The organism is Anaerovorax odorimutans DSM 5092 (assembly GCF_000426305.1).
Taxonomy (GTDB): domain Bacteria; phylum Bacillota; class Clostridia; order Peptostreptococcales; family Anaerovoracaceae; genus Anaerovorax; species Anaerovorax odorimutans.
The window spans coordinates 41,648-63,543 of sequence record NZ_AUFC01000017.1 but is presented as its reverse complement, the minus strand read 5'-3'; the positions used below and the strand labels follow the sequence as shown (position 1 = coordinate 63,543).

Genomic DNA, 21,896 nt, shown 5'->3' with positions numbered 1-21,896 from the left:
TTAAAGGGAGCGAAATTTTTTGAAGAATCTAGGTATCTATATACATATTCCTTTTTGCATTAGGAAATGTAATTACTGTGATTTTGTGTCTTTTGGCGGGAGTTTGTTAGAAGATCAAATAAAATATTTTAATGTATTAAAAAAGGAATTGGAGTATTACGGCAAAGTTTACGATAAAAAGTTTTATGTAGATACTATATTTATAGGTGGTGGTACTCCTTCCCTTGTGAATGAAGCCTTGATAGCAGAACTTATGACTGCTGTTAGGGCTAATTTTAATATAAAAAATGACGCAGAGATTACTATTGAGTCTAATCCGAAAACTCTAAGTAGAAATAAACTTAATACTTATCTACAAACTGGTATTAACAGGCTGAGTATAGGAGTTCAATCTTTAAATCAAAACCTTTTAAATTATATGGGCAGAGTATATGAAGTAAATGATGTTTTTAAAAGCTATAGTTTAGCAAGAGACTGCGGATTTAAGAATATTAATATGGATTTAATGTTTGCTGTGCCCAACATGGACATGATAATTTGGAAAGACACTTTGCAAAAAATTATTAAACTTCAACCTGAACATATCTCTTTTTACAGTTTACAGTTAGAGGAAGGAACTCCTTTTTTCCGTGATTTCCAAGAAGGTAATTTTAAGGAAATCCCTGATGAATTAGATCGTCAGATGTATGAATTGGCTTTAGATTTTTTAATATTATATAGCTATAATCATTATGAAATATCAAATGCGGCAAAGATGGGATTTGAGTGCAAGCATAATTTGAAATATTGGTCTTTAGATAATTATTTAGGTATAGGGTTAGGGGCTCATTCATATATAAATGGAATCCGATTTAGTAATACAAAAGATTTTAATTTATACAATAGTACAGATGTTCCTATTTTGGAATGGCAGCATAAAAACTCTGAAGAAGATGATATTTGTGAATATATTATTACGGGTATGCGAAAGATTCAAGGTATTGATTTATATGATTTTGAGCAAAGATTTAAAAAAAATATAATTGATATATATGGTGAAGAAATAGATAAATTTATAAAAGGTAAATTATTAAAAACAGAAAATGGCAAGCTAAGATTTACCAGACAAGGTATTAATATATCCAATAAAATACTAGCAGAATTTGTATAAATAAATTTAAAATTATTATATGCGAAAGGAAGAAAAACTTATGGAGCAGTATATTATGTCTTTAGACCAAGGAACTACCAGCAGCCGTTGTATACTTTTTAATAAAAAAGGACAGATAGTTTGTCAAGCACAAAAAGAACATAAACAAATCTATCCAATGACAGGATGGGTTGAACATGATGCTTTAGAAATTTTAAACTCTCAAATTAGTGTTGCAAAGGAAGCTTTAAGTAAAATTAATGTAACTTTTAAAAGCATTGCAGCCATTGGTATTACAAATCAACGGGAAACTACTGTAGTTTGGGATAAGAAAACGGGAAAGCCCATATATAATGCTATAGTTTGGCAGTGTAGACGTACAGCAAAGTATTGTGACCAGTTAAAAGAAAAAGGTTTTGTGGAAAGTTACAGAGAGAAAACAGGTCTTATAATAGATGCATATTTTTCTGCTACGAAAGTTAAATGGATTTTAGAAAATGTGCAAGATGCTAGAAAAAGAGCAGAAAATGGGGAACTTTTGTTTGGTACTATAGATACATGGCTTATATGGAATCTTACAAAAGGAAAAATTCATGTTACAGATTATTCTAATGCTTCAAGAACAATGTTGTTTAATATTAATAATTTAGATTGGGATGAGGAAATATTAAGAGAAATGGGTATTCCTAAAGCTATACTTCCTGAGGTAAAACCATCAAGTTATAATTACGGAGTTTCAGATTCTTCCATATTTGGAGGAGAAATTCCCATAGCAGGAATGGCAGGAGATCAGCAGGCAGCACTTTTCGGGCAAGCTTGTTTTAATGAAGGCGAGGCAAAAAATACATATGGAACAGGCTGCTTCTTACTAATGAATACTGGGGAGAAACCTGTGACTTCTAAAAACGGTCTTTTGACAACTATTGCCTGGGGAATAGATGGAAAAGTAAATTATGCTTTAGAAGGATCTATTTTTGTTGCAGGAGCTGCCGTTCAATGGTTAAGAGATGAACTAGGAATTATAGAGACTTCAAAGGATACTGAATGGATGGCTAAAAAAGTCTCAGATACAAATGGAGTATATTTTGTTCCTGCTTTTGTAGGTCTTGGAGCACCTTATTGGGATCCATATGCAAGAGGAACTCTTGTGGGATTGACAAGAGGAGCAAATAAGTATCATATTGTTCGTGCTGCATTAGAATCATTAGCATATCAGACAAATGATTTAATTAAAGCAATGATTCAAGATTCAGGGACTAAAGTTTCATCATTAAAAGTAGATGGAGGTGCTTCTTCTAATAATTTTCTTATGCAATTTCAATCGGATATAATTAATATTGAAGTTAAAAGACCGGCTTGTGTTGAAACGACGGCATTGGGTGCAGCGTATTTAGCAGGAATTGCAGTGGGGTATTGGAAAAATAAAGGTGATATAATAGAAAATTGGGATTTATCTAATGTTTTTAAACCCAATATAAAAAATTCGTATCGAGAAGAACTTTTATCAAGTTGGCATAAGGCTGTAAATTGTTCTTTAGGATGGGCTAAGTAATATAAATTATAATTTTATTAAATATACATATTGACAGGAAGAAAAATGATTAGAAATTATTTATTTGATAATTTAAAAGCAATTTTAATTTTTTTTGTAGTTTTTGCACATTATATAAGAGTTTCTGCTACGTTTGAAGCAAATACCATTGGAGGAGTTATTTATATTACATCATTCTCATTTATTATGCAGGGATTTTTATTTGTATCAGGATATTTTTCAAAGCATGTTGATAAATGTAGGGAGACAGCCTTTAAATCTTTTTTATTCCCTTATTTTGTACTCATGCCTATTATGTATACAATCAGATATTTTATATTTGGAGAAGCAAATTTCGATATAACATTGCCAACTATGGCCCTTTGGTATTTATTAAATATGTTTGTTTATAGATATTTTTTAAAAGACTTGATAAATATACAATATATATTACCAATAAGTGTAATTCTTTCTTTACTTTCAGGATGTATTGATAGCATAGATGAAACTTTATCTATAGCTAGAATTATTGGATTCTTACCATTTTTTTTATTAGGATATTTTTCTAAAGAAGAACATATTAAAAAGATACAGCAAATTCCTAAAGGTGTAGGGATATTTGTATCTTTTATTCTTGTTGGATTTTCTGCAATTTTGTCATATTTTAATAAAATACCTATTGATGCTTGGTATTTTAAATCATCGTATAACAATTTGGGAATTTCTAATATAGAAGGAATTGTTATACGAATTTTTATATCAATTATAGCCTTAGCATGGATTGTGGTTTTTCTGATTTTGGTACCTAATAAAAAAACTAAGTTATCGTATATAGGAAAAAATACAATGTCTGTTTATACTATGCATATTATAATTCGTTACATAATTAAAGGGTTTGAAATTTTCAGCGGTGAAAATATAGTTAATTATTTATTAATTTTACTTACAGCAGCTTTATCTGTATGGCTATTATCACGGCAGATTGTGGCAGATACATATAAAAGTATGATTGATATAATTTATAACACTTTAAAAAAGTTCTTTAATTTAGGCTTATTTCAAATGAAAAAAATATTACAAAGTTTTACAATGATAAATTAAATTTTATTTGTGCAAACTTTTTTATTATTTCAACGGTACCTGAAATACCAAGCACGTTGCTGTCAATAGCTAAATTATAATTTTCTGCTTTTCCCCATTTCCCTGAGGAATAATAATTATGATATGTGGCACGCTTTTTATCTGTTTTAATCATTAAAACTTCAGCATTTTCAGCTGGTATACCATATGAGTTAATAATCCTATTTATTTTATCTTCTTTATTAGAATGAATAAAAATATGTATTGCATTAGGATTGCTTTTTAAAATATAATCAGCACATCTGCCGACTATAACGCAAGAATCCTTTTCGGCGAGTTCCTTAATAACATTTGACTGAATAATAAAAAGTTTATCATTTATAGGGATATCGCTTCCGGAAGAAAAGGGATTTCCAAATGATGTGGTATTATATGCCATATTATCCCAAAAACTATTTTTATGATTTTCATCAACATTTTCAAATAATTCTTCATGAATTCCACTTTCTTCAGCAGCAATTTTAATTAAGTCTTTATCGTAGAAAGCAATATTGAGCTCATTAGCTAAGTTTTTGCCGATTTCTCTTCCGCCGCTTCCAAATTGCCTAGCTATAGTAATGATAATTTTACTATTCATAGTTATATCTCCTTTATAAATTTTTTTTATTTTTATGTTTATAATTATATCATATGGGGTAAATAGATAATAGATTAAAAAATATAAAAAAATATTAAACAAATCATAAAACACTGTTGACATTCCAATGCAACAGTGTTAAATTAAAACTAAAGGTTAGCACTCACTGAACTTGAGTGCTAACAAAGAAAATTTGACTTAAAGTTTTTTTATAGAAATTGGTGAGAATTATGGAGCTAACTGAAAGAAAATTAAAAATATTACAAGCTATCATAGGAGATTTTATTCTATCAGCTGAACCTGTGGGTTCCAGAAGCCTTTCTAAAAAGTATAATATGGGAATAAGCCCTGCTACTATTAGAAATGAAATGTCTGATTTAGAAGAAATGGGTTTTTTGACTCATCCCCATACATCTTCGGGACGTGTTCCTTCAGATAAAGCTTACAGACTGTATGTAAATGCTTTAATGGAAAAATATGAACTGCCTGATGATAAAAAGAAAATTATTAAAGAAAAAATAAATTCAAATTTAAGCGAGCTTGACAGAACAATTAAACATGCAGCCTCATTACTTTCTGAACTAACTAATCTTACATCATTTGCTATTGCACCAGAGCATAATGAAAATAAGCTTAAATATATTAATCTTTTACCTGTTGATGAGCATACTGTAGTTTTAATGATTGTTACAGAAAGCGGCAAAGTATCTAATACAGCGTTAAAGATTAAAGTTCCATATACAGAAAAAGGTTTGGCATTACTTTCAAAAACTATGACTTATAATTATAAAGGAAAGAGTTTAAGTAATATTTTAACCCTTGATATCATAAAAAACTTTGAGACAGATATTGAAGCTATGAGCAGATTAGCCCAAAATATTATGCCAAACTTTATGAGTACATTAGAAGATATGCTTAATGTAGAATTATATATGGATGGTTTGACCAATATTTTTTCAATACCGGAATATAATGACATAGAAAAAGCAAAGATATTTTTAGAGATGCTTAGTCATAAAAAACACTTTACAGATGTTCTTGTAAGTCGAGAAAATGGAATGATTATTACTATTGGTAATGAAAATATTGATGATGTTATGAGAGAGTCTAGTCTAATTACAGCTACTTACAGAGTGGATGGAAAGCTTATTGGGAAGTTAGGAGTAATAGGACCGACTAGAATGAGATATGATCAAGTTATTTCAGTAATAGAATATATGACAGATAATATCAGTAAAGCATATCTATTAGAGGAAGGAGATCAGGAAGATGAATAAAAAGAAAGATGTCGAAAATGAAATTGATATAGAGGATATCGATTCTAAGACAGAGGAAACTCCAAAAAAAGAGTCTGATAATAAATCACAATCTGAAGAAGTTAATAAGGAGTCAAAAGAAAATAAAAAAACTGGTAAAAAAGAGGAGTCAAAGAAAGACAAAAAAGTTGAAGAAAATGCAATGTCTTCTGAAGATGAGGAAGGTAATACAAAGTATTTAAGACTTGCAGCAGATTTCCAGAATTATAAAAGAAGAGTAGAAAAAGAAAAAAGTGACATTTATGCATTTGCCAACGAGAAAATCGTTTTGGAATTGCTTAATGTAATAGATAATTTTGAAAGAGCACTTGATCATAAATCTGAAGAGAATGAAAGCTTTACAGAAGGAATGGGCAAGATTTTTAAACAGCTTAAGGGGGTATTGGAAAAAAGCGGGGTTGAAGAGATTAATGCAAAAGGGGAGGATTTTGATCCCAATTTCCATCATGCAGTTCTTACAGAAAGTTCTGATGAGCATGAAAGTGGAAAGGTCATATTAGTATTGCAGAAGGGGTATACTTTAAATAATAAAGTAATCAGACCTGCTATGGTAAAAGTATCTGAATAAGATAATTTTGTTTACTTAAAATTACTTAAATTTAAGAAATATATTTAATTGCTAATTAGGCAAAATAATTGATAATGATTAGAAAAGGAGAAATTAATTATGGGAAAAATAATAGGAATTGATTTAGGAACAACAAATTCATGTGTTGCTGTACTTGAAGGTGGAGAACCAGTAGTAATAGCTAATGCGGAAGGTAATAGAACAACTCCTTCTATAGTAGGATTTGCTAAGAATGGTGAAAGACTTGTAGGAGAAACTGCAAAAAGACAGGCTATAACAAATCCTGACAGAACGATTGCATCTATTAAAAGACATATGGGTGAAGATCATAAGGTTGAAATTGATGGAAAGCCTTATACACCACAAGATATTTCTGCTATGATATTAGGAAAGCTAAAAGCAGATGCTGAGTCATATTTAGGTGAAAAAGTTACAGAAGCGGTTATTACTGTACCCGCATATTTTACAGACAGTCAGAAGCAGGCTACAAAAGATGCAGGTAAGATAGCAGGTCTTGATGTTAAGAGAATTATAAATGAGCCAACAGCAGCATCATTAGCTTATGGCCTTGATAAGGATCAAACTCATCATAAAATTTTAGTATATGATTTAGGTGGAGGTACTTTTGATGTATCTATTCTTGAATTAGGTGACGGAGTATTTGAAGTACTTGCAACAAGTGGAAATAATAAGCTTGGAGGAGATGACTTTGACGAAGCTCTTATTAATTTCATTGCAGATAATTTTGCAAAAGAAAATGGTGTAGATCTTAGAAAAGATAAAATGGCACACCAGAGATTAAAAGAAGCTGCAGAAAAGGCTAAGAAGGAACTGTCAAGTTCACAAACTGTAAATGTTAATTTACCTTTCATTACTGTAAATGCTGATGGTCCATTACATTTAGACATGGATATTACAAGAGCTAAGTTTGATCAACTTACATCTGATTTAGTAGAAAAAACAATTGAACCTATGAGAAAAGCAATGTCTGATGCAGGTATAACTAACAGTGATATTGAAAAAGTAATTCTTGTAGGCGGTTCAACAAGAATTCCGGCAGTACAGGAAGCTGTAAAGAAGATTACAGGAAAAGATCCTTTTAAAGGTATTAACCCGGATGAATGTGTTGCTATAGGTGCTGCAATTCAGGCAGGTGTATTAACAGGAGAAGTAAATGATGTATTACTTCTTGATGTAACTCCATTATCACTTTCTATTGAAACATTAGGTGGAGTAGCAACTAAGTTAATTGAGAGAAATACAACTATCCCAACAAAGAAGAGTCAAATCTTCTCAACCGCAGCAGATAATCAAACCGCAGTAGATATACATGTAATGCAGGGTGAAAGAGAAATGGCAGCAGGGAATATTACACTTGGAAGATTCCAGCTTACAGGAATTCCTCCAGCACCTCGTGGTATTCCTCAGATAGAAGTTACTTTTGATATTGATGCAAATGGTATTGTAAATGTAAGTGCAAAAGATATGGGAACAGGTAAAGAACAAAGAATTACAATTACATCTTCTACAAAATTATCAGAAGATGAAATTAAGGCTAAGGTTAAAGAAGCTGAACAATATGCCGAAGAAGATAAGAAAAAGAAAGAAGAAATTGATATTAGAAATAGAGCTGAAACTTTAGTTTATGAGACAGAAAAAGCAATGAAAGAAATGGAAGCTAATCTAAGCGATGATGAAAAAACTAAAGTAAATAACGCAAAAGAGGAACTTTCTAAAGCGTTAGAAGGTAATAATATTGAAGAAATTAAAACAAAAACTGAAGCTTTAACAAATGAATTCCATACTATTTCAGCTAAGATGTATGAACAGGCTCAAGCTGCTCAAGGCGGTGCAGATCCAAACATGGGAGGATTTGATCCAAACAATATGGCTGGAGCTGGTGGACAGGATAACGGTTCACAACAGCAAGATAATGTAGTTGATGCAGATTATGAAGTAGTTGACGATGAACAAAAAAAATAGTAAAGTAATTAGGGCGGTTTTTTAACCGCCCTAATGAGAGTATAGGAGAGGGTTAAAGCAATGGCAGAAAAGAGAGATTTCTATGAGGTCCTTGGAATAAGTAAGGGCGCATCAGATGATGAAATAAAAAAAGCCTACAGAAAAAAGGCTATGGAGTTCCATCCTGACCGTAATACTGGAGATAAAGCCGCTGAAGAAAAATTCAAAGAAGTAAATGAAGCGTATAGTGTTCTTTCTGACCCTCAGAAAAAGGATAAATATGATAGATTTGGTCATGCCGGTGTAGATCCAAATGCAGGATTTGGAGGCGGCGGTGGCTTTGGAGGCGGTTTCGGAGGTGGATTTGAAGACATTTTCGGAGACCTATTTGGTGGTATGTTTGGCGGTGGATCTTACAACCAAGCAGGATCACGAAGAAGGAATGGGCCTAGAAAAGGTCAAGATTTACAAAAAAATATAACAATAAGCTTTGATGAAGCTGCATTTGGTGTTAAAAAGAAAATTGAGATTTATAAATATGTTGCCTGTGAGAGCTGTAATGGAAGTGGAGCTGAAAGTGGTTCTTCAAAAATTACCTGTCCTAAATGTAATGGTTTGGGGGAAGTAAGAGCAACACAAAAAACACCTTTTGGACAATTTACAACTGCACAAACTTGTGACAAATGTGGTGGCACAGGCCAGGTGGTTGAAAAACCATGTCATAACTGTAATGGTACAGGTAAAGTTAGAAAAAATGTTACTATTTCTGTAGATATTCCTGCAGGTGTTGATAATGATTCAGTAATATCTATAAAGGGTCAAGGTGAACCAGGTAGTAATGGAGGTCTAAACGGAGATTTATATGTAGTTATCAGTGTTTTACCGCATAAATTATTTAAACGTAAAGATACTGATTTATGGATTGAAATTCCAATTACATTTAATCAGGCAGCTCTTGGAGATGAACTTATAGTTCCAACCTTAAAAGAAAAAGTTTCTTATAAAATACCTCCGGGAACACAACCGGAAACTGTATTTAGATTAAAAGGTAAAGGAATAAAAAGTTTAAGAAGTTCAAAAGTAGGAGATTTATATGTTAAGGTAAACCTGGAAGTACCTACAAAATTAAATAGCGAACAGAAAAAGCTTATTAAAAAATTAGGAAATTCTTTAAATCAAGAGAGTTATGTGAAGAAAAAAGGCTTTACAGAAACAATGAAGGAACTTTTTAAATAAGTATAAACAAAAGAGCATTGTTTTTATCAATGCTCTATTTTGTTTATATCAATAAGATATGAAAGGTAGTAACGGATATGAAATACAATGAGGTAAAAATATATACGACAACGTCGGGAATTGAGCCTCTTACAGACATTCTTATGAATCATGAAGTTGTAGGCTTTGAAATTGAAGATTCTAAAGATTTTATTGAGTTTTTAGACAAGAAGAATACTTATGACTGGGATTATGTTGATGAAAATTTGATGAACTTAAAAGACACAGAAACAAAAATAACATTTTATTTAGAACAAAACGATGAAGATGACAAAAGGCTTCAGCTAATTAAAGAAGATGTAATGAAATTGAAATCAAATGAAATGGAAGGTTTCTTTGGTGAAATTAAAACAGTAGGAAAAGACGGATTTAATGGAGAGACTAATGTTTTAGGAAGATTATATGTTGAAAGTAATACTGTTGATGATTCAGATTGGAAGGATAACTGGAAACAATATTTTAAACCAGTAAAAATTACTGATAGAATTGTTATAAAACCTACTTGGCAAAAATATGAAAAACAAAAGGATCATGAACTTATTATAGAAATAGATCCAGGTATGGCATTTGGAACAGGATCACACCCTACAACTTCATTATGTGTGAAACTTTTAGAAAAATATATAGAAAAAGGAGATTGTGTTTTAGATGTGGGATGTGGATCTGGTATTTTATCTATGGCAGCAGCACTTCTTAACACAGATAAAGTGGTGGGAATAGAAATAGACCCTATAGCAGTTAATGTAGCAAAAGACAATATTAAATTAAATGGCCTTTCTGAGAAAATTGATGTATTAGAAGGTGACTTAACAAAAGGTCTTTCATATTCAGCTGATATTGTTGCAGCAAATCTTATGGCTGACTTAGTTATTATGCTTACAGAGGATATAGTAAAGCATTTAAAGGGAAAAAGTATTTATATTTCATCAGGAATTCTCATTGAAAAAAAGGAAAAAGTTGCTTCTGTAATAGAAAAATGCGGATTTGAAATTTTAGAAATTTTGGAAGATGATGAATGGTGTGCAATAGCAGCACGTTTGATTAATAAATAAACTAAAAGTTTTTCCTATCTATAAAAAGGAAGGGTTATTATGAGTAGATTTTTTGTTTTAAATAAAGATGTAATGGATAATACAATTAATATTACAGATAAAGAGGACATTAAACATATCTCCAAAGTATTAAGACTTAATGTTTCTGATTGTATTGATATTTCTGATTCAGTGGAATTTGAATATAAAACACAGATTATTTCTATGGAAAAAGATTGTATAAAGGCTAAAATTTTAGATAAGCAAAAATTTGCAAGAGAACCTGAAATAAAAGTAACCTTGTTTCAAGGTATTCCAAAACAAGGTAAAATGGAAACCATTATTCAAAAATGTGTGGAACTTGGTGTGTCTTCTATTGTACCTGTATTTACAGACAGAACAGTTGTAACCGATAAAGGTAATTTTAAAAATAAAATAGAACGTTGGCAAAGAATTTCTGATGAAGCAGTAAAGCAGTGCAAAAGGGGAATTATACCATTAGTTAACAATAATAAGACTTTTAAAGAAATGTTAGATGATCTTGATGATTATGAGTTGATTATTTTTCCTTATGAAAATGAAGAAAATTATTCAATAAAAGATAGTCTTAGAAATTTAAATAATATACCAAAGAATATTGCTTTGATTATTGGACCTGAAGGCGGATTCTCTGATAAAGAAGCTAAAGAGCTAAAAAGTATCAATGCTGAATGTGTTACCTTAGGAAAGACAATTTTGAGAACTGAAACAGCAGGTATGGCTGCTTTATCTATGATAATGTATGAATTAGAATTATAAGATCAAATGACAGACTATGAAAATAGAGTTTTATATAAAGTTTAAAACTCTATTTTTAATTGTGGTTATTTTTCAATTTTATTAAAAAAGTCTTCACTTGTTATTTCGGGAAGTCTTATAAATCGTTTCATTCTATATAAAGATTCAGGGTCTTTTGTTACATAATTTAAACCTTCGGCACAGCTTAAAGTTGCACGAAATCCCATTTCTTTTAATATTTCTTCAGCATCGTAGCTTATAAATCCAAAAGGATAAGTATAAGTAGTTGGTTTTATTCCGGTTTTTTCTGATATTTCTTTTTGAAGTTTACCAATATCATCATTTAAGTTTTTTTCGTAATCATCTGTACTTTCACCTAACTTTTTCTTTGAGCCTTGCCTTCCATTATCATAACTATGCATATCATAAGTATGATTTTGTATTTCTACTAATTTTGATTTTTGCATTTCTTTTATCTGATCCCATGTGATATGAGAATATGAAGCATTATTTTCATTCAGTTCACTATACTTATCAGTACAACTGCCAATAATAGAAATAACCGCTTTCATATTATATTCTTGTAGAAGAGGATATGCATATAAATAATTGTTATAATATCCATCATCGAAAGTAAGAACTATGGGCTTTTCAGGTAACCGTGTACCCTTGTCTACATAAGCTATAAGATCTTTCATTAAAATCGGAGTGTATTTATTTTCTTTTAAATACTTTAAATCATTTTCAAAAATTTGGGGGTCAATAAAAAATTTATTTTGAAGAGTAGTATCTTTTATTAACCCGTGATACATAATGATAGGGACGGTAACACTGCCTTCAGGTGCTTTTGATTCAGATAAGGTAGTAACCGCTTTAGGAGTAGTTAATTTATTATTTTTATTATTTTCCTTTTCATAAAAGTTGGGTTCTGAAAAATCATACTTCCTATAATATTCTTTTGTTTCTTCAACCTTATATACTTGAGATTTATTCTTTGAAAGAAGATTTGTAATACTGTATAAATCAATCCATATTTGATTTGGGCTGTCTTTTTCTTTTTCATCAAAGATAAGCTGTATTCCATAATGAAGATGAGGTGTATCAATATTATTAACATTTTCTTTTATACTGTAACCTGTTCTGCCGGAGTATCCAATTACATCTCCTGCTTTTATAGCTTTACCTTCATATAAACCTGCGCTGTATGGACGATCTTTTCTAAGATGAGCATAATAATAATAACGTTTTTTATCAAAAGATCTAATACCTATTCTCCATCCACCGTACTGATTCCATCCTAAGGCTTCTACTATTCCACTTTCTACAGCTATAATGGGAGTGCCTGTTGATACCATTAAATCATGACCAAAATGTTTTCTATCAAATCCATAATTTCTTCCAGCACCAAAATCATCATAATGATTGTACCAATAGCCATCAGCTATAGGAGAAAAAACTTTTAAGCCGTATTTTGTCTGCCATTTTACAGCACCATTTGTTGTATTGTCATTTGATTCATTTGATTCTTTACTAACAGGAACTTCAATTTTAAATTCGCCGAGAAAACCTGATAAAACGGCTGAATAAGCCTCATTATAATAATCATAATGTTTCATGTCTTTTGTAAGATCTTTCATTGAATCACCATTATTTAACTTTTCTATAAGTTGGTCTAAATCATGAGAATTGTATAATTTGAAATTACCCCCGTATTTACTTGCAAGATAGGATAATAATTCTATCCAGTTAAGATGAACCTCACTATTATAACTTTCAATGTCTAAGTACATGGTTTTTTCCAATAGTTCATAAGGTACATCAAAATCTACCCACTTAATTGAATCACTGGATTTTGGCTGAAGTGCGGCAAGATTCACAGGAAATGCATTAATAGAAAACAGAGTGATTGCTATTATAAAAGCAAAAACAATTATAGATACTAGTCTTGTAAATTTAGGATTATTTAGTTTAAAATAAAAACGATTAAATTTTATAAATCTATGTTTTTGCAAAATTTTACCCCTCCCAACATGTATATTATCGCAATAATATATGCTTAATGTCATACAGAAAAGAACAGTATTTTATAAAATACATTGACAAATGGTATAAACGATGTATATATTGTGTTCAGATAATAATGGGCAGGATCCCAATTTACATAGTTTTATTATGATATAAATTTATATGAATGAACATGTAAACAAAGGAGAATTTAGATAGTGAAAGAAAAAAGAAAAAGAATAGTAAGTATATTAACGCTCGGTTGCAAAGTAAATCAGTACGAAACACAGGCAATAAAAGAAAAATTTATTACCAAAGGGTATGAAGTTGCAGAAAATGAAGAATTTGCTGATGTATATATTATAAATACTTGTACTGTTACAGGTTTATCAGACAGAAAATCAAGACAATATATAAGACGTGTTAAGAGAATTAATCCTAATAGCATTACGGCTGTTATCGGATGTTATGCACAAGTTAGTCCAAAGGAAGCCAGTTCAATAGAAGGTGTGGATATTGTAGCCGGAACTAATGAAAAAAATAATTTGGTAGAATATATAGAAGATTACAGAAAAAGAAAAGATTTATATAGTCAAAATGATTCAGAAAACAATAACTTGGGAGTGGAATGTCATATAAAACCTCTGGAAGCATTAACAGAGTATGAAGATATGGGCATAATTACTTCCATGGATTCTAAAACAAGAGCCTTTATAAAAATCCAAGAAGGTTGTAATAGATTTTGCTCTTACTGTATTATTCCTTATGCAAGGGGTTCAGTACGAAGCAGACCAAAAGAAGAAATTATTAAAGAAGCTGAAAACTTAATTTCCAAAGGCTTTAAAGAGATTGTTCTTACAGGTATAAATACAGCATTATATGGGACAGAAAAATCTTTTGCAAAAAATGAAGATAGCAAAATTTCGGGTATAGAAATCATTATTAAAGCTCTTAGTGAAATACCCGGAGATTTTAGAATAAGACTAAGTTCTTTAGAACCTACGGTTATTAATTCGCAATATGTAAAAAACTTACTTAAATATAAAAAACTTTGTCCTCATTTGCATCTTTCGTTACAAAGCGGCAGTGATAAAATTCTTAAACTTATGAACAGAAACTATGATCGCAAAGGATACTTGGACATAGTTAATGTTCTAAGGGAATACGATCCAGGGTATGGAATTACAACTGATATTATTGTAGGATTTCCCGCAGAAAGTGAAGATGACTTTATGGATAGTGTAAAAATGGTAGAAATTGTAGGGTTTTGCAAAGTTCACGCATTTAAATATTCAAAGAGACAAGGAACTAAAGCAGCTGAGATGAAAGGGCATATTTCACCTGAAGTAAAGGCGAGAAGAAGTAAAATTCTCATGGAAACTGCTAATAGTATATCTAAAGAATTTTTTAAAAAAAATATTGGAATGAAAAGAACCGTGTTAATAGAAAGATTTGATGAAAGCAGCGGATATTTAGAAGGCCTTTCGGAAAATTATATAAAAGTTTATATAGATGGAGATAAGAATTTAATAAATAGTTTTGTTAAGGTTAAGATTAGTGAAACATACAAAGATGGTTTAAAAGGGATTATTGAGTAATTAAAATTGTTATATTTTGCATATAACTTGATTTAAATTTGAAAATGTTATAATATTTAATTATAGTTAAATAAAAGTTACGTTGATTTGATTATATTGTAAAATATATTATATGTTCATAATAGTTAAGAAAGAACAGGAGTGTGTTTTGATGAGTGACTGTATTTTTTGTAAAATTGCAAATAAAGAAATTCCAGCAACTATAGTATATGAAGATCAAGATATGATTGCATTTAATGACCTTGAACCTCAAGCACCGGTTCATGTTCTGTTAATTCCCAAAAAACATATAGAATCAATGGATGATATAAAAGATTCAGATAAAGAATTAATAGGTCATATTATGTGTAAAGTTAAAGAAATTGCTTCCAAATTAGAATTGGAAAATGGATATCGATTGGTAGGCAATTGCGGTGAAGATGGTTATCAAACAGTAATGCATTTACATTTTCATTTATTAGGAAAGAGAAAAATGACTTGGCCTCCGGGCTGATTAAAAGAAGAAAAATATATCTATGAAAATATTTCTTGATTAATGGGACAAAAAAAGGTATAATACTCATGTTATAGATAACACTATTAGACCCGTTTTGAAAAGCATCTGAATTATTTCAGAACATGGAGGGAGGGGAATGAATAAATGGCACAAGTAGTTGTAAGAGAAAATGAAAGCTTAGAAAGCGCACTAAAAAGGTTTAAGCGTTCTTGCGCAAGAGATGGAGTAATGTCAGAATTAAGAAAAAGAGAACATTACGAAAAGCCGAGCGTTAAGAGAAAGAAGAAGTCAGAAGCTGCAAGAAAAAAGGCTAAAAAGTTCTAAGTATTGTGGAAAAGCAAAGAGGTGTTATTATTGACCTTAAAGGATAGATTAACAAGCGATTTTAAAGATGCCATGAAGGCAAAAGACGAAATTAAAAAAAATACAATAAATTTAGCTCGTGCTGCTATAAAACAGTATGAAGTTGACAATAGAGAAGAACTGGATGATCAAGGAGTTTTAAATATTCTGACCAAACAGGTAAAAATGAGAAAAGATGCCCTCTCTGATTTTAAAAAAGCAGGACGAACGGATCTATTGGATAACTATAACAGAGAAATAGAAATTTTAATGGAGTACTTACCTAAGCAGCTTACTGAAGCAGAGATTACTGAAATTGTTAAAGCGACTGCTGCTGATATGGGAATAGAAAGTGGTAAGCAAAATTTAGGAAAGCTTATCGGTGCTGTTATGCCAAAGGTAAAAGGTGTAGCAGACGGCGGCGATGTTAAAAAGGTAATTGAAGCATTTCTTTCATAATAAGTAGATTTCTATTTTAATAAAGATTTCAAATAACCTAGCATATGCTAGGTTATTTTTCATTTTTTGAATCATATACTCATAAGATGGTATAGGGTGATTATATGAATATAAAAGATGAAATGATTTATGACTTCGGATTAAATATGCCGCGTATTTTAGTAAGCGGTAAAACAGCAATTATTGATAATATAAAAAAAATAGTATTAATAAGTCAAACAAGTATTATAGTAGATAATGGCAATCGTTATACTGCTGTAAATGGTGATAACCTTGTGGTCAATCAGCTTGGAGAAGAACGAATGCAAATAACAGGTAATATTAATATGGTGGAGTTTTATGAGAGAAAATAGCAGCTTTTTTGAACATTATAAACAAATAAAAGTAGAGGGCTTTGATCAACAAAGGCTTATTAATAATTGTGCAAAAGAAAAGATAATTTTAAGAGATATAAAAATTAAAAATGATATAGAAATGACTTTTAAAATAATGGCATTTGATTATAAAAAGTTTTTAAGGCTGGCAAGAAATAAATATCAAATAACAGTTATTTCTGAAAATGGATATAAACCTCTTATAAAGAAAATTTTTAATAAAAAAAGTACTATAATAGGGCTTATATTATTTGCATTTATTATGTATTATCAAAGTTCATTTATTTCTGAAATTCGTATTAACGGATATGAAAAATTTACAGAAGCTCAAGTAAGAAACTGCTTAAGAGAGGCAGGTTTTTATGAAGGGTGCAGTAAAAATATTTCTATTGATGAAGTTAAATTATATTTATATAATAACTTAGAGGATTTATCATGGGTTGGCATAAGCTATGTTGGGAATTTGGCAGAAGTAACAATTGTAGAAGGTACTAAGCCTGTTAAAAAAGTTGACCCTAATAAACCAACACATATTGTTGCTGATAAAGATGGATACATAGATAAAATTATTGCCAGAGAAGGTTTTGCTACAGTATCAGAGGGTGCCTTTGTAAAAAAAGGAGACATTGTTATTTCAGGAATTGTACCTATTACAAATAATAATTATAGTACGACATCTTCCGCTGCTTTAGAGCGTTATGTTCATGCATCAGGAGAAGTAACTGCAAAAGTTCCATATCGTTTTACATATTATCAAGAAAGATATGATTTAATTAAAGAACCAACGGGTAAAACTATGTATGGCATTAATTTAAAAATAGGTAATTTCAATTTAAATACGGGTAAATTATGTAATAGATGGGAAACCTCAGTGTATAAAGAAAATAATATATTTAAAACAATAAGACCATTACCGCTTAGTTTATCTGTTACTAAGACTCAAGAGGTTAAATTATATAGACGTGAATGTGATAAAGAAGAAGTTAAAAAGGCTTCTGAGATACTATTAAGACACTCTATAAAAGATAAAATAAGAGAAAATAGCCAAATTTTAAATAAAAGTTTGAAGTTTTCGAAAGAAGAAAATATAATAGAGGTAACGGTTATGTTAGAAGCATTAGAACAAATAGGAAGTGAGGAGGATTTTGTTATTGGAGAACGTATTGATTGAAGAAATTAAAATGAAAATCGATCAAGAGCAAGATACTAATGAATTATTTGGTAATTTAGATGTAAATTTAAAAGTCATACAAGATAATTATGATGTGGAAATTGTTCAGCGTAAAGATGAAATAATACTAAAGGGAAAGGAAGCCGATAAGGCACAGGAAGTAATTATAGAACTTCTTGAAATTTTAGGCTCAGGAGAAAAACTTGATGCACAAAAAGTAAATTATGTTATTAGTTTAAATAATAAAGGCTTATCATATAAGGAAAGCAATATTAACAAGGATGTTATTTGTTTTACTCACAGAGGAAAACCTATAAAACCAAAAACTATTGGACAAACATCATATGCACATAGTATTAAAAAAAATGATATTGTATTTGGAGTTGGACCTGCGGGTACAGGAAAAACATATATTGCAGTTGCAATGGCAATCAATGCATTTAAAAATAAAGAAGTTCAAAAGATTATTCTTGCAAGACCTGCTGTGGAAGCCGGAGAAAGATTAGGATTTCTACCGGGAGACTTACAGGAAAAAGTTGATCCATATTTAAGACCTCTTTATGATGCTCTTTACGATATTTTAGGTAGGGATAGTGCCCTTAGATTAAAAGAAAAAGAAGCAATTGAGGTTGTACCTTTAGCGTATATGAGAGGAAGAACTCTTGACAGCTCATTCATTATTTTGGATGAAGCACAAAATACCACAAGAGAGCAGATGAAAATGTTTCTTACGAGACTGGGTTTTGGTTCTAAAGCAGTCATAACAGGAGATATCACTCAAATTGATTTACCTCGAGGTAAAAAATCAGGTTTGGTAGATGCTGTTAAAGTACTTGACAGAGTGGAAGGTATTGAATTTTGTTTCCTTAAAGATGTTGACGTAGTAAGGCATGCACTTGTAAAGCGAATTATAAATGCGTATGATAAATATTACAAGGAAAATCCTGAAGAATATGAAGATTAAAATTGTTAAGTGATTGGAGAGTGTTATGAACATTATTTTTAGTGAAGAAAGAAGGCCGGGGCAAGTAGTTGTTGAACATATGAAAAAAGCTGCAGAACTTTGTGTAAAAGAAGAAGGTTTGGAGCCGGACAGAGTAGAAATTAGTGTTACGTTTGTAAGTACAGAAGAAATTCATGAATTAAATAGTGTTTATAGAGGAAAAGATGCTATTACAGATGTACTTTCGTTTCCTCAATATGAAGATTTTGATAACTTGCCTAAAGAAGGAATCCTTTGTATAGGGGATGTGGTTATTTGTCCGGAGCAAGCATTGATTCAGGCTGATGAGTTTGGACATTCAGGAGAACGGGAGCTTGTATATCTATTTGTTCATAGTGTTTTTCATTTATTAGGTTACGATCATATGGAAGAAAATGACCAAAAAATAATGCGTAATAAAGAAGAAGATATAATGAATCAAATAGGACTTATGCGTTAATTTTATAAAAATAAAGGTAGAATAAAATGGAGTATAAAGAATTATATAAATTAGCTGAAGGTATGCTGGAAAAAGCATATGCACCTTATTCAAAATTTCAAGTAGGAGCGGCACTTCTAACTAAAGAAGGAGAAGTATTTACAGGTGTAAATGTGGAAAATGCATCTTATGGTGCAACTATTTGTGCAGAAAGAACAGCTTTTGTGAAAGCTATCTCAGAAGGACATCGCGATTTTACGGCAATTGCCATTGCATCTTCGGGAGGAGAGGCATATCCTTGCGGTATTTGCCGACAGTTTATGTTCGAATTTAGTGATGATTTAGATATTATAACAAGTAAAGATGGTGAAAATTTAAATATTACAAATATAAAAGATTTATTATTACATGGATTTAGATTATAGGAGAGAAAATGAAATCAGGTTTTATAGGAATTATAGGAAGGCCAAATGTAGGAAAATCTACACTGCTTAATTCTATATTAGGAGAAAAAATAGCAATTACAACTGATAAACCTCAGACTACAAGAAATAGCATAAGGGGAATTTATACTAGAATAAATGATAATGATGATGATTGTCAAATGATTTTCATAGATACACCCGGAATTCATAAAGCTCGAAATAAGCTTGGCAGTGCAATGACTGAAATGGCAATTAATACATTTAAAGAGGTAGAAGTAATTATTTTTATTGTTGATGATGAACTAGCAGCAGGTCCGGGGGATAAATATATATTGGATCTTTTAAAAGAAGTATCCACACCTAAGATCCTTGTTATTAATAAGATAGACAAGCTGAATCCTGATAAATTTAAGACAATTTATGAAGAATATGAAAATTTAAATATATTTGATGCAATCTTTGGTACATCTGCAATTGAAGGGAAAAATATAGATGTATTGTTAAAAAAATTAGAAAATATGTTAAAGGAAGGTCCTATGTATTTTCCAGAAGATATGATAACGGATCATCCTGAAAGGTTTATTGTAAGTGAAATTATAAGAGAAAAGATTTTATTATATTTGAATGAAGAAATACCTCATGGAGTTGCTGTTGATATAGAAAGTTATAAAGAAAATTCAAATATTACAAAGATTGGTGCGGTAATTTATTGCGAAAAGAAATCTCATAAGGGTATTATAATCGGTAAAGAGGGAAAAAAACTTAAAGGAATAGGAAAGAGTGCAAGGATAGAAATAGAGGCGTTACTGGGTACCAAAGTTTACTTAGAACTTTTTGTAAAAGTAAAGGAAAATTGGAGAGATAATGATTTTGCTTTAAATAGCTTTGGATATGGTAATTAATAGGTTATAGAATATGTATACAGATACTGAAGGGATTATTTTAAAGCAGACGAAAACTGTCAATGGAAGAAGGATGATTATCCTATTTTCCAGAAAATACGGTAAGATAAGTGCAGGTACAAGTATTAATGAAAAAGGAAGAAGCAAAGCTGCTTTAGCTATGAGACCTTTTACTTATGGCAGGTATGAACTCTTTAAAAATAAACAATCATATAATATTAATGGTGCCGAAGTAATTAAAAGTTACTATAAACTAGGTCAGGATGTAGAAAAATATATGTGTTGCTCTTATGTTCTGGAATTTACAGAAAAATTAATTATTGAAGATGTACCTGCTCCTAAAATTTTTGATTTAGTCAACGATTTTTTTGATATCATGGAGAGACGAAATAAAAAATATTTATCTCTTGTATTAGCTTATCAGATTAAATCGTTACAGCTTTTTGGAAGTATGCCCCAAATAAGAGAATGTGTTCTTTGTGGAAGCAAAGATGAACTTATTGGATTTAGCGTAAAAGACGGCGGTGTAATCTGCAAAAAATGTATGCAAAATAATAAGTTAAATAGTAATGAGAAGTTGATTTATAACATAAATTTTGGTATAGTAGATATATTAGAGTATATTCTTGGAAGCTCATTAAAAAGCTTTGAAAAATTGGGGCTGGATGATGAAATTTTACAATGTTTATCAGTTATTGTAAAAAAATATATTGAATATCATCTTGACATTGGAAACTTAAAGAGTGAAGGTTTTTTAAGTGACTGATATAAAATGGAGGTAAGAATATGGAGATTACATTAGAAAAGATTGAATTAGTTAAAGATAGAACCGGTGTAAGCTATAGAGAAGCAAAAGAAGCTCTTGAGGCTGCAAACGGAAGTGTAGTGGATGCTATTATTGATATTGAAGAATCTATAGATATTAATAATAAAAGTAAATTAGGTGAACAGGGTGCGCATTTAATTGATAAGATTAAAGAAGCTATAAAAAAAGGCAACGTTTCCAAGATTGTAATAAAGAAAAATGATGAAATTATATTAAATCTTCCTGTTAATATTGGAATTTTAGGTACTGTAATTTCACCTTTGGTTGCTGTTGCTGGAATTCTTGCAGCATTTGGAACTAAATGCGTAATAGAATTAATAAAAGAAGATGGTGAAATAATTGATATCAGCGAAAAAGCAACAGATACTTTTGGTAATGTTGTAGAAAAAGGTTCAGTTATAGCTGATGAAGTAAAAGTAAAAAGTTCTGAAGTCTTTTCCAATGTAAAGGAAAAAACAGCAGAAGCAATGAATAGAGGAAAAAAAGAAGAAGATTATACGTCTGAAAGTGATGAGGAAAGTTTTACTTCAGATTCTCAGGAAGAAACTAGTTCTTGCGACAGTAAGGAATAA

The 21,896-nt window shown here is 30.5% G+C and carries 23 protein-coding genes; 21 read left to right on the top strand and 2 right to left on the bottom strand.

What is annotated here, in order from left to right; translation table 11 throughout:
• Window positions 1-19: 19 nt before the first annotated feature.
• The 3 genes from hemW to K292_RS17840 are packed head-to-tail and all read left to right on the top strand — an operon-like array spanning window position 20 to window position 3,761.
• Entirely contained in the window at window positions 20-1,150 is a 1,131-nt protein-coding gene (gene hemW, locus K292_RS0107700) for a radical SAM family heme chaperone HemW (RefSeq protein WP_027399350.1), read from the top strand.
• A 40-nt stretch (window positions 1,151-1,190) separates the two neighbouring features.
• Window positions 1,191-2,681: a glycerol kinase GlpK gene (gene glpK, locus K292_RS0107695; RefSeq protein ID WP_027399349.1), complete on the top strand. Its 1,491-nt coding sequence runs from the start codon at window positions 1,191-1,193 to the stop codon at window positions 2,679-2,681.
• Window positions 2,682-2,726: 45 nt separating this feature from the next.
• Complete coding sequence (locus tag K292_RS17840; protein WP_051280499.1) at window positions 2,727-3,761, top strand: acyltransferase family protein; 1,035 nt, start codon at window positions 2,727-2,729, stop codon at window positions 3,759-3,761.
• On the opposite strand, the gene K292_RS0107685 is transcribed toward K292_RS17840, so the two are convergent.
• A complete protein-coding gene (locus K292_RS0107685; protein ID WP_027399348.1) occupies window positions 3,745-4,377 on the bottom strand; it encodes a cytidylate kinase-like family protein in 633 nt (210 codons plus the stop codon). The two genes, K292_RS17840 and K292_RS0107685, sit on opposite strands and share 17 nt — an antisense overlap.
• Before the next feature lie 230 nt (window positions 4,378-4,607).
• Between K292_RS0107685 and hrcA the strand changes: the two genes are divergently transcribed.
• The 6 genes from hrcA (at window position 4,608) to K292_RS0107655 (ending at window position 11,327) form a co-directional block, all read left to right on the top strand.
• The gene (gene hrcA / locus K292_RS0107680) at window positions 4,608-5,654 is read left to right on the top strand and encodes a heat-inducible transcriptional repressor HrcA (RefSeq protein WP_027399347.1); all 1,047 of its coding nucleotides are present in this window, start codon (window positions 4,608-4,610) and stop codon (window positions 5,652-5,654) included.
• Window positions 5,647-6,261, top strand: a complete 615-nt coding sequence (gene grpE / locus K292_RS0107675; protein WP_027399346.1) for a nucleotide exchange factor GrpE — start codon at window positions 5,647-5,649, stop codon at window positions 6,259-6,261. The genes hrcA and grpE overlap by 8 nt, the downstream gene beginning before the upstream one ends.
• 99 nt (window positions 6,262-6,360) lie before the next feature.
• Window positions 6,361-8,244 (top strand): molecular chaperone DnaK, encoded by a 1,884-nt coding sequence (gene dnaK, locus K292_RS0107670; protein WP_027399345.1) that lies wholly within the window; start codon window positions 6,361-6,363, stop codon window positions 8,242-8,244.
• A gap of 60 nt (window positions 8,245-8,304) precedes the next feature.
• Complete coding sequence (gene dnaJ, locus K292_RS0107665; RefSeq protein WP_027399344.1) at window positions 8,305-9,459, top strand: molecular chaperone DnaJ; 1,155 nt, start codon at window positions 8,305-8,307, stop codon at window positions 9,457-9,459.
• A 77-nt stretch (window positions 9,460-9,536) separates the two neighbouring features.
• On the top strand, window positions 9,537-10,550 hold the full coding sequence (prmA, locus tag K292_RS0107660; RefSeq protein WP_027399343.1) for a 50S ribosomal protein L11 methyltransferase: 1,014 nt from the start codon (window positions 9,537-9,539) through the stop codon (window positions 10,548-10,550).
• A gap of 39 nt (window positions 10,551-10,589) precedes the next feature.
• A complete protein-coding gene (locus tag K292_RS0107655) occupies window positions 10,590-11,327 on the top strand; it encodes an RsmE family RNA methyltransferase (protein WP_027399342.1) in 738 nt (245 codons plus the stop codon).
• Window positions 11,328-11,392: 65 nt separating this feature from the next.
• On the opposite strand, the gene K292_RS18250 is transcribed toward K292_RS0107655, so the two are convergent.
• Entirely contained in the window at window positions 11,393-13,318 is a 1,926-nt protein-coding gene (locus tag K292_RS18250) for a polysaccharide deacetylase family protein (RefSeq protein ID WP_245570840.1), read from the bottom strand.
• A gap of 210 nt (window positions 13,319-13,528) precedes the next feature.
• Between K292_RS18250 and mtaB the strand changes: the two genes are divergently transcribed.
• The 12 genes from mtaB to K292_RS16410 all read left to right on the top strand — a co-directional run bounded on the left by mtaB (window position 13,529) and on the right by K292_RS16410 (window position 21,896).
• Window positions 13,529-14,908 (top strand): tRNA (N(6)-L-threonylcarbamoyladenosine(37)-C(2))-methylthiotransferase MtaB, encoded by a 1,380-nt coding sequence (gene mtaB / locus K292_RS0107645; protein ID WP_051280497.1) that lies wholly within the window; start codon window positions 13,529-13,531, stop codon window positions 14,906-14,908.
• Between the two features lie 151 nt (window positions 14,909-15,059).
• Entirely contained in the window at window positions 15,060-15,401 is a 342-nt protein-coding gene (locus K292_RS0107640; protein ID WP_027399340.1) for a histidine triad nucleotide-binding protein, read from the top strand.
• 147 nt (window positions 15,402-15,548) lie between these two features.
• Entirely contained in the window at window positions 15,549-15,728 is a 180-nt protein-coding gene (gene rpsU / locus K292_RS0107635) for a 30S ribosomal protein S21 (protein WP_027399339.1), read from the top strand.
• 21 nt (window positions 15,729-15,749) lie between these two features.
• Window positions 15,750-16,205 carry a GatB/YqeY domain-containing protein gene (locus K292_RS0107630; protein WP_281168539.1) on the top strand — a complete coding sequence of 152 codons (456 nt, stop codon included), beginning with the start codon at window positions 15,750-15,752 and terminating at the stop codon, window positions 16,203-16,205.
• Between the two features lie 104 nt (window positions 16,206-16,309).
• Entirely contained in the window at window positions 16,310-16,558 is a 249-nt protein-coding gene (locus K292_RS0107625) for a YabP/YqfC family sporulation protein (RefSeq protein ID WP_027399337.1), read from the top strand.
• Entirely contained in the window at window positions 16,545-17,750 is a 1,206-nt protein-coding gene (locus K292_RS0107620) for a sporulation protein YqfD (protein WP_027399336.1), read from the top strand. The genes K292_RS0107625 and K292_RS0107620 overlap by 14 nt, the downstream gene beginning before the upstream one ends.
• On the top strand, window positions 17,731-18,714 hold the full coding sequence (locus tag K292_RS0107615) for a PhoH family protein (protein ID WP_207637163.1): 984 nt from the start codon (window positions 17,731-17,733) through the stop codon (window positions 18,712-18,714). Before K292_RS0107620 ends, K292_RS0107615 begins: the two co-directional genes overlap by 20 nt.
• A 25-nt stretch (window positions 18,715-18,739) precedes the next feature.
• Window positions 18,740-19,192: an rRNA maturation RNase YbeY gene (ybeY, locus tag K292_RS0107610; protein WP_027399334.1), complete on the top strand. Its 453-nt coding sequence runs from the start codon at window positions 18,740-18,742 to the stop codon at window positions 19,190-19,192.
• Between the two features lie 26 nt (window positions 19,193-19,218).
• Window positions 19,219-19,596: a cytidine deaminase gene (gene cdd, locus K292_RS0107605; protein WP_027399333.1), complete on the top strand. Its 378-nt coding sequence runs from the start codon at window positions 19,219-19,221 to the stop codon at window positions 19,594-19,596.
• An 8-nt stretch (window positions 19,597-19,604) separates the two neighbouring features.
• A complete protein-coding gene (gene era / locus K292_RS0107600; protein ID WP_027399332.1) occupies window positions 19,605-20,498 on the top strand; it encodes a GTPase Era in 894 nt (297 codons plus the stop codon).
• A gap of 13 nt (window positions 20,499-20,511) precedes the next feature.
• Complete coding sequence (gene recO / locus K292_RS0107595) at window positions 20,512-21,264, top strand: DNA repair protein RecO (protein WP_027399331.1); 753 nt, start codon at window positions 20,512-20,514, stop codon at window positions 21,262-21,264.
• Window positions 21,265-21,284: 20 nt separating this feature from the next.
• Window positions 21,285-21,896, top strand: a complete 612-nt coding sequence (locus tag K292_RS16410; protein ID WP_051280495.1) for a DUF4342 domain-containing protein — start codon at window positions 21,285-21,287, stop codon at window positions 21,894-21,896.

What these genes read in the sequence shown, in the direction of transcription:
- K292_RS0107655 (WP_027399342.1), top strand. Translation starts at nt 10,590, where the DNA reads ATGAGTAGATTTTTTGTTTTAAATAAAGATGTAATGGATAATACAATT.
- K292_RS17840 (WP_051280499.1), top strand. Translation starts at nt 2,727, where the DNA reads ATGATTAGAAATTATTTATTTGATAATTTAAAAGCAATTTTAATTTTT.
- dnaK (WP_027399345.1), top strand. Translation starts at nt 6,361, where the DNA reads ATGGGAAAAATAATAGGAATTGATTTAGGAACAACAAATTCATGTGTT.
- prmA (WP_027399343.1), top strand. Translation starts at nt 9,537, where the DNA reads ATGAAATACAATGAGGTAAAAATATATACGACAACGTCGGGAATTGAG.
- grpE (WP_027399346.1), top strand. Translation starts at nt 5,647, where the DNA reads ATGAATAAAAAGAAAGATGTCGAAAATGAAATTGATATAGAGGATATC.
- hrcA (WP_027399347.1), top strand. Translation starts at nt 4,608, where the DNA reads ATGGAGCTAACTGAAAGAAAATTAAAAATATTACAAGCTATCATAGGA.
- era (WP_027399332.1), top strand. Translation starts at nt 19,605, where the DNA reads ATGAAATCAGGTTTTATAGGAATTATAGGAAGGCCAAATGTAGGAAAA.
- K292_RS0107640 (WP_027399340.1), top strand. Translation starts at nt 15,060, where the DNA reads ATGAGTGACTGTATTTTTTGTAAAATTGCAAATAAAGAAATTCCAGCA.
- recO (WP_027399331.1), top strand. Translation starts at nt 20,512, where the DNA reads ATGTATACAGATACTGAAGGGATTATTTTAAAGCAGACGAAAACTGTC.
- cdd (WP_027399333.1), top strand. Translation starts at nt 19,219, where the DNA reads ATGGAGTATAAAGAATTATATAAATTAGCTGAAGGTATGCTGGAAAAA.
- dnaJ (WP_027399344.1), top strand. Translation starts at nt 8,305, where the DNA reads ATGGCAGAAAAGAGAGATTTCTATGAGGTCCTTGGAATAAGTAAGGGC.
- glpK (WP_027399349.1), top strand. Translation starts at nt 1,191, where the DNA reads ATGGAGCAGTATATTATGTCTTTAGACCAAGGAACTACCAGCAGCCGT.
- rpsU (WP_027399339.1), top strand. Translation starts at nt 15,549, where the DNA reads ATGGCACAAGTAGTTGTAAGAGAAAATGAAAGCTTAGAAAGCGCACTA.
- K292_RS0107625 (WP_027399337.1), top strand. Translation starts at nt 16,310, where the DNA reads ATGAATATAAAAGATGAAATGATTTATGACTTCGGATTAAATATGCCG.
- K292_RS16410 (WP_051280495.1), top strand. Translation starts at nt 21,285, where the DNA reads ATGGAGATTACATTAGAAAAGATTGAATTAGTTAAAGATAGAACCGGT.
- ybeY (WP_027399334.1), top strand. Translation starts at nt 18,740, where the DNA reads ATGAACATTATTTTTAGTGAAGAAAGAAGGCCGGGGCAAGTAGTTGTT.
- K292_RS0107620 (WP_027399336.1), top strand. Translation starts at nt 16,545, where the DNA reads ATGAGAGAAAATAGCAGCTTTTTTGAACATTATAAACAAATAAAAGTA.
- K292_RS0107685 (WP_027399348.1), bottom strand. Translation starts at nt 4,377, where the DNA reads ATGAATAGTAAAATTATCATTACTATAGCTAGGCAATTTGGAAGCGGC.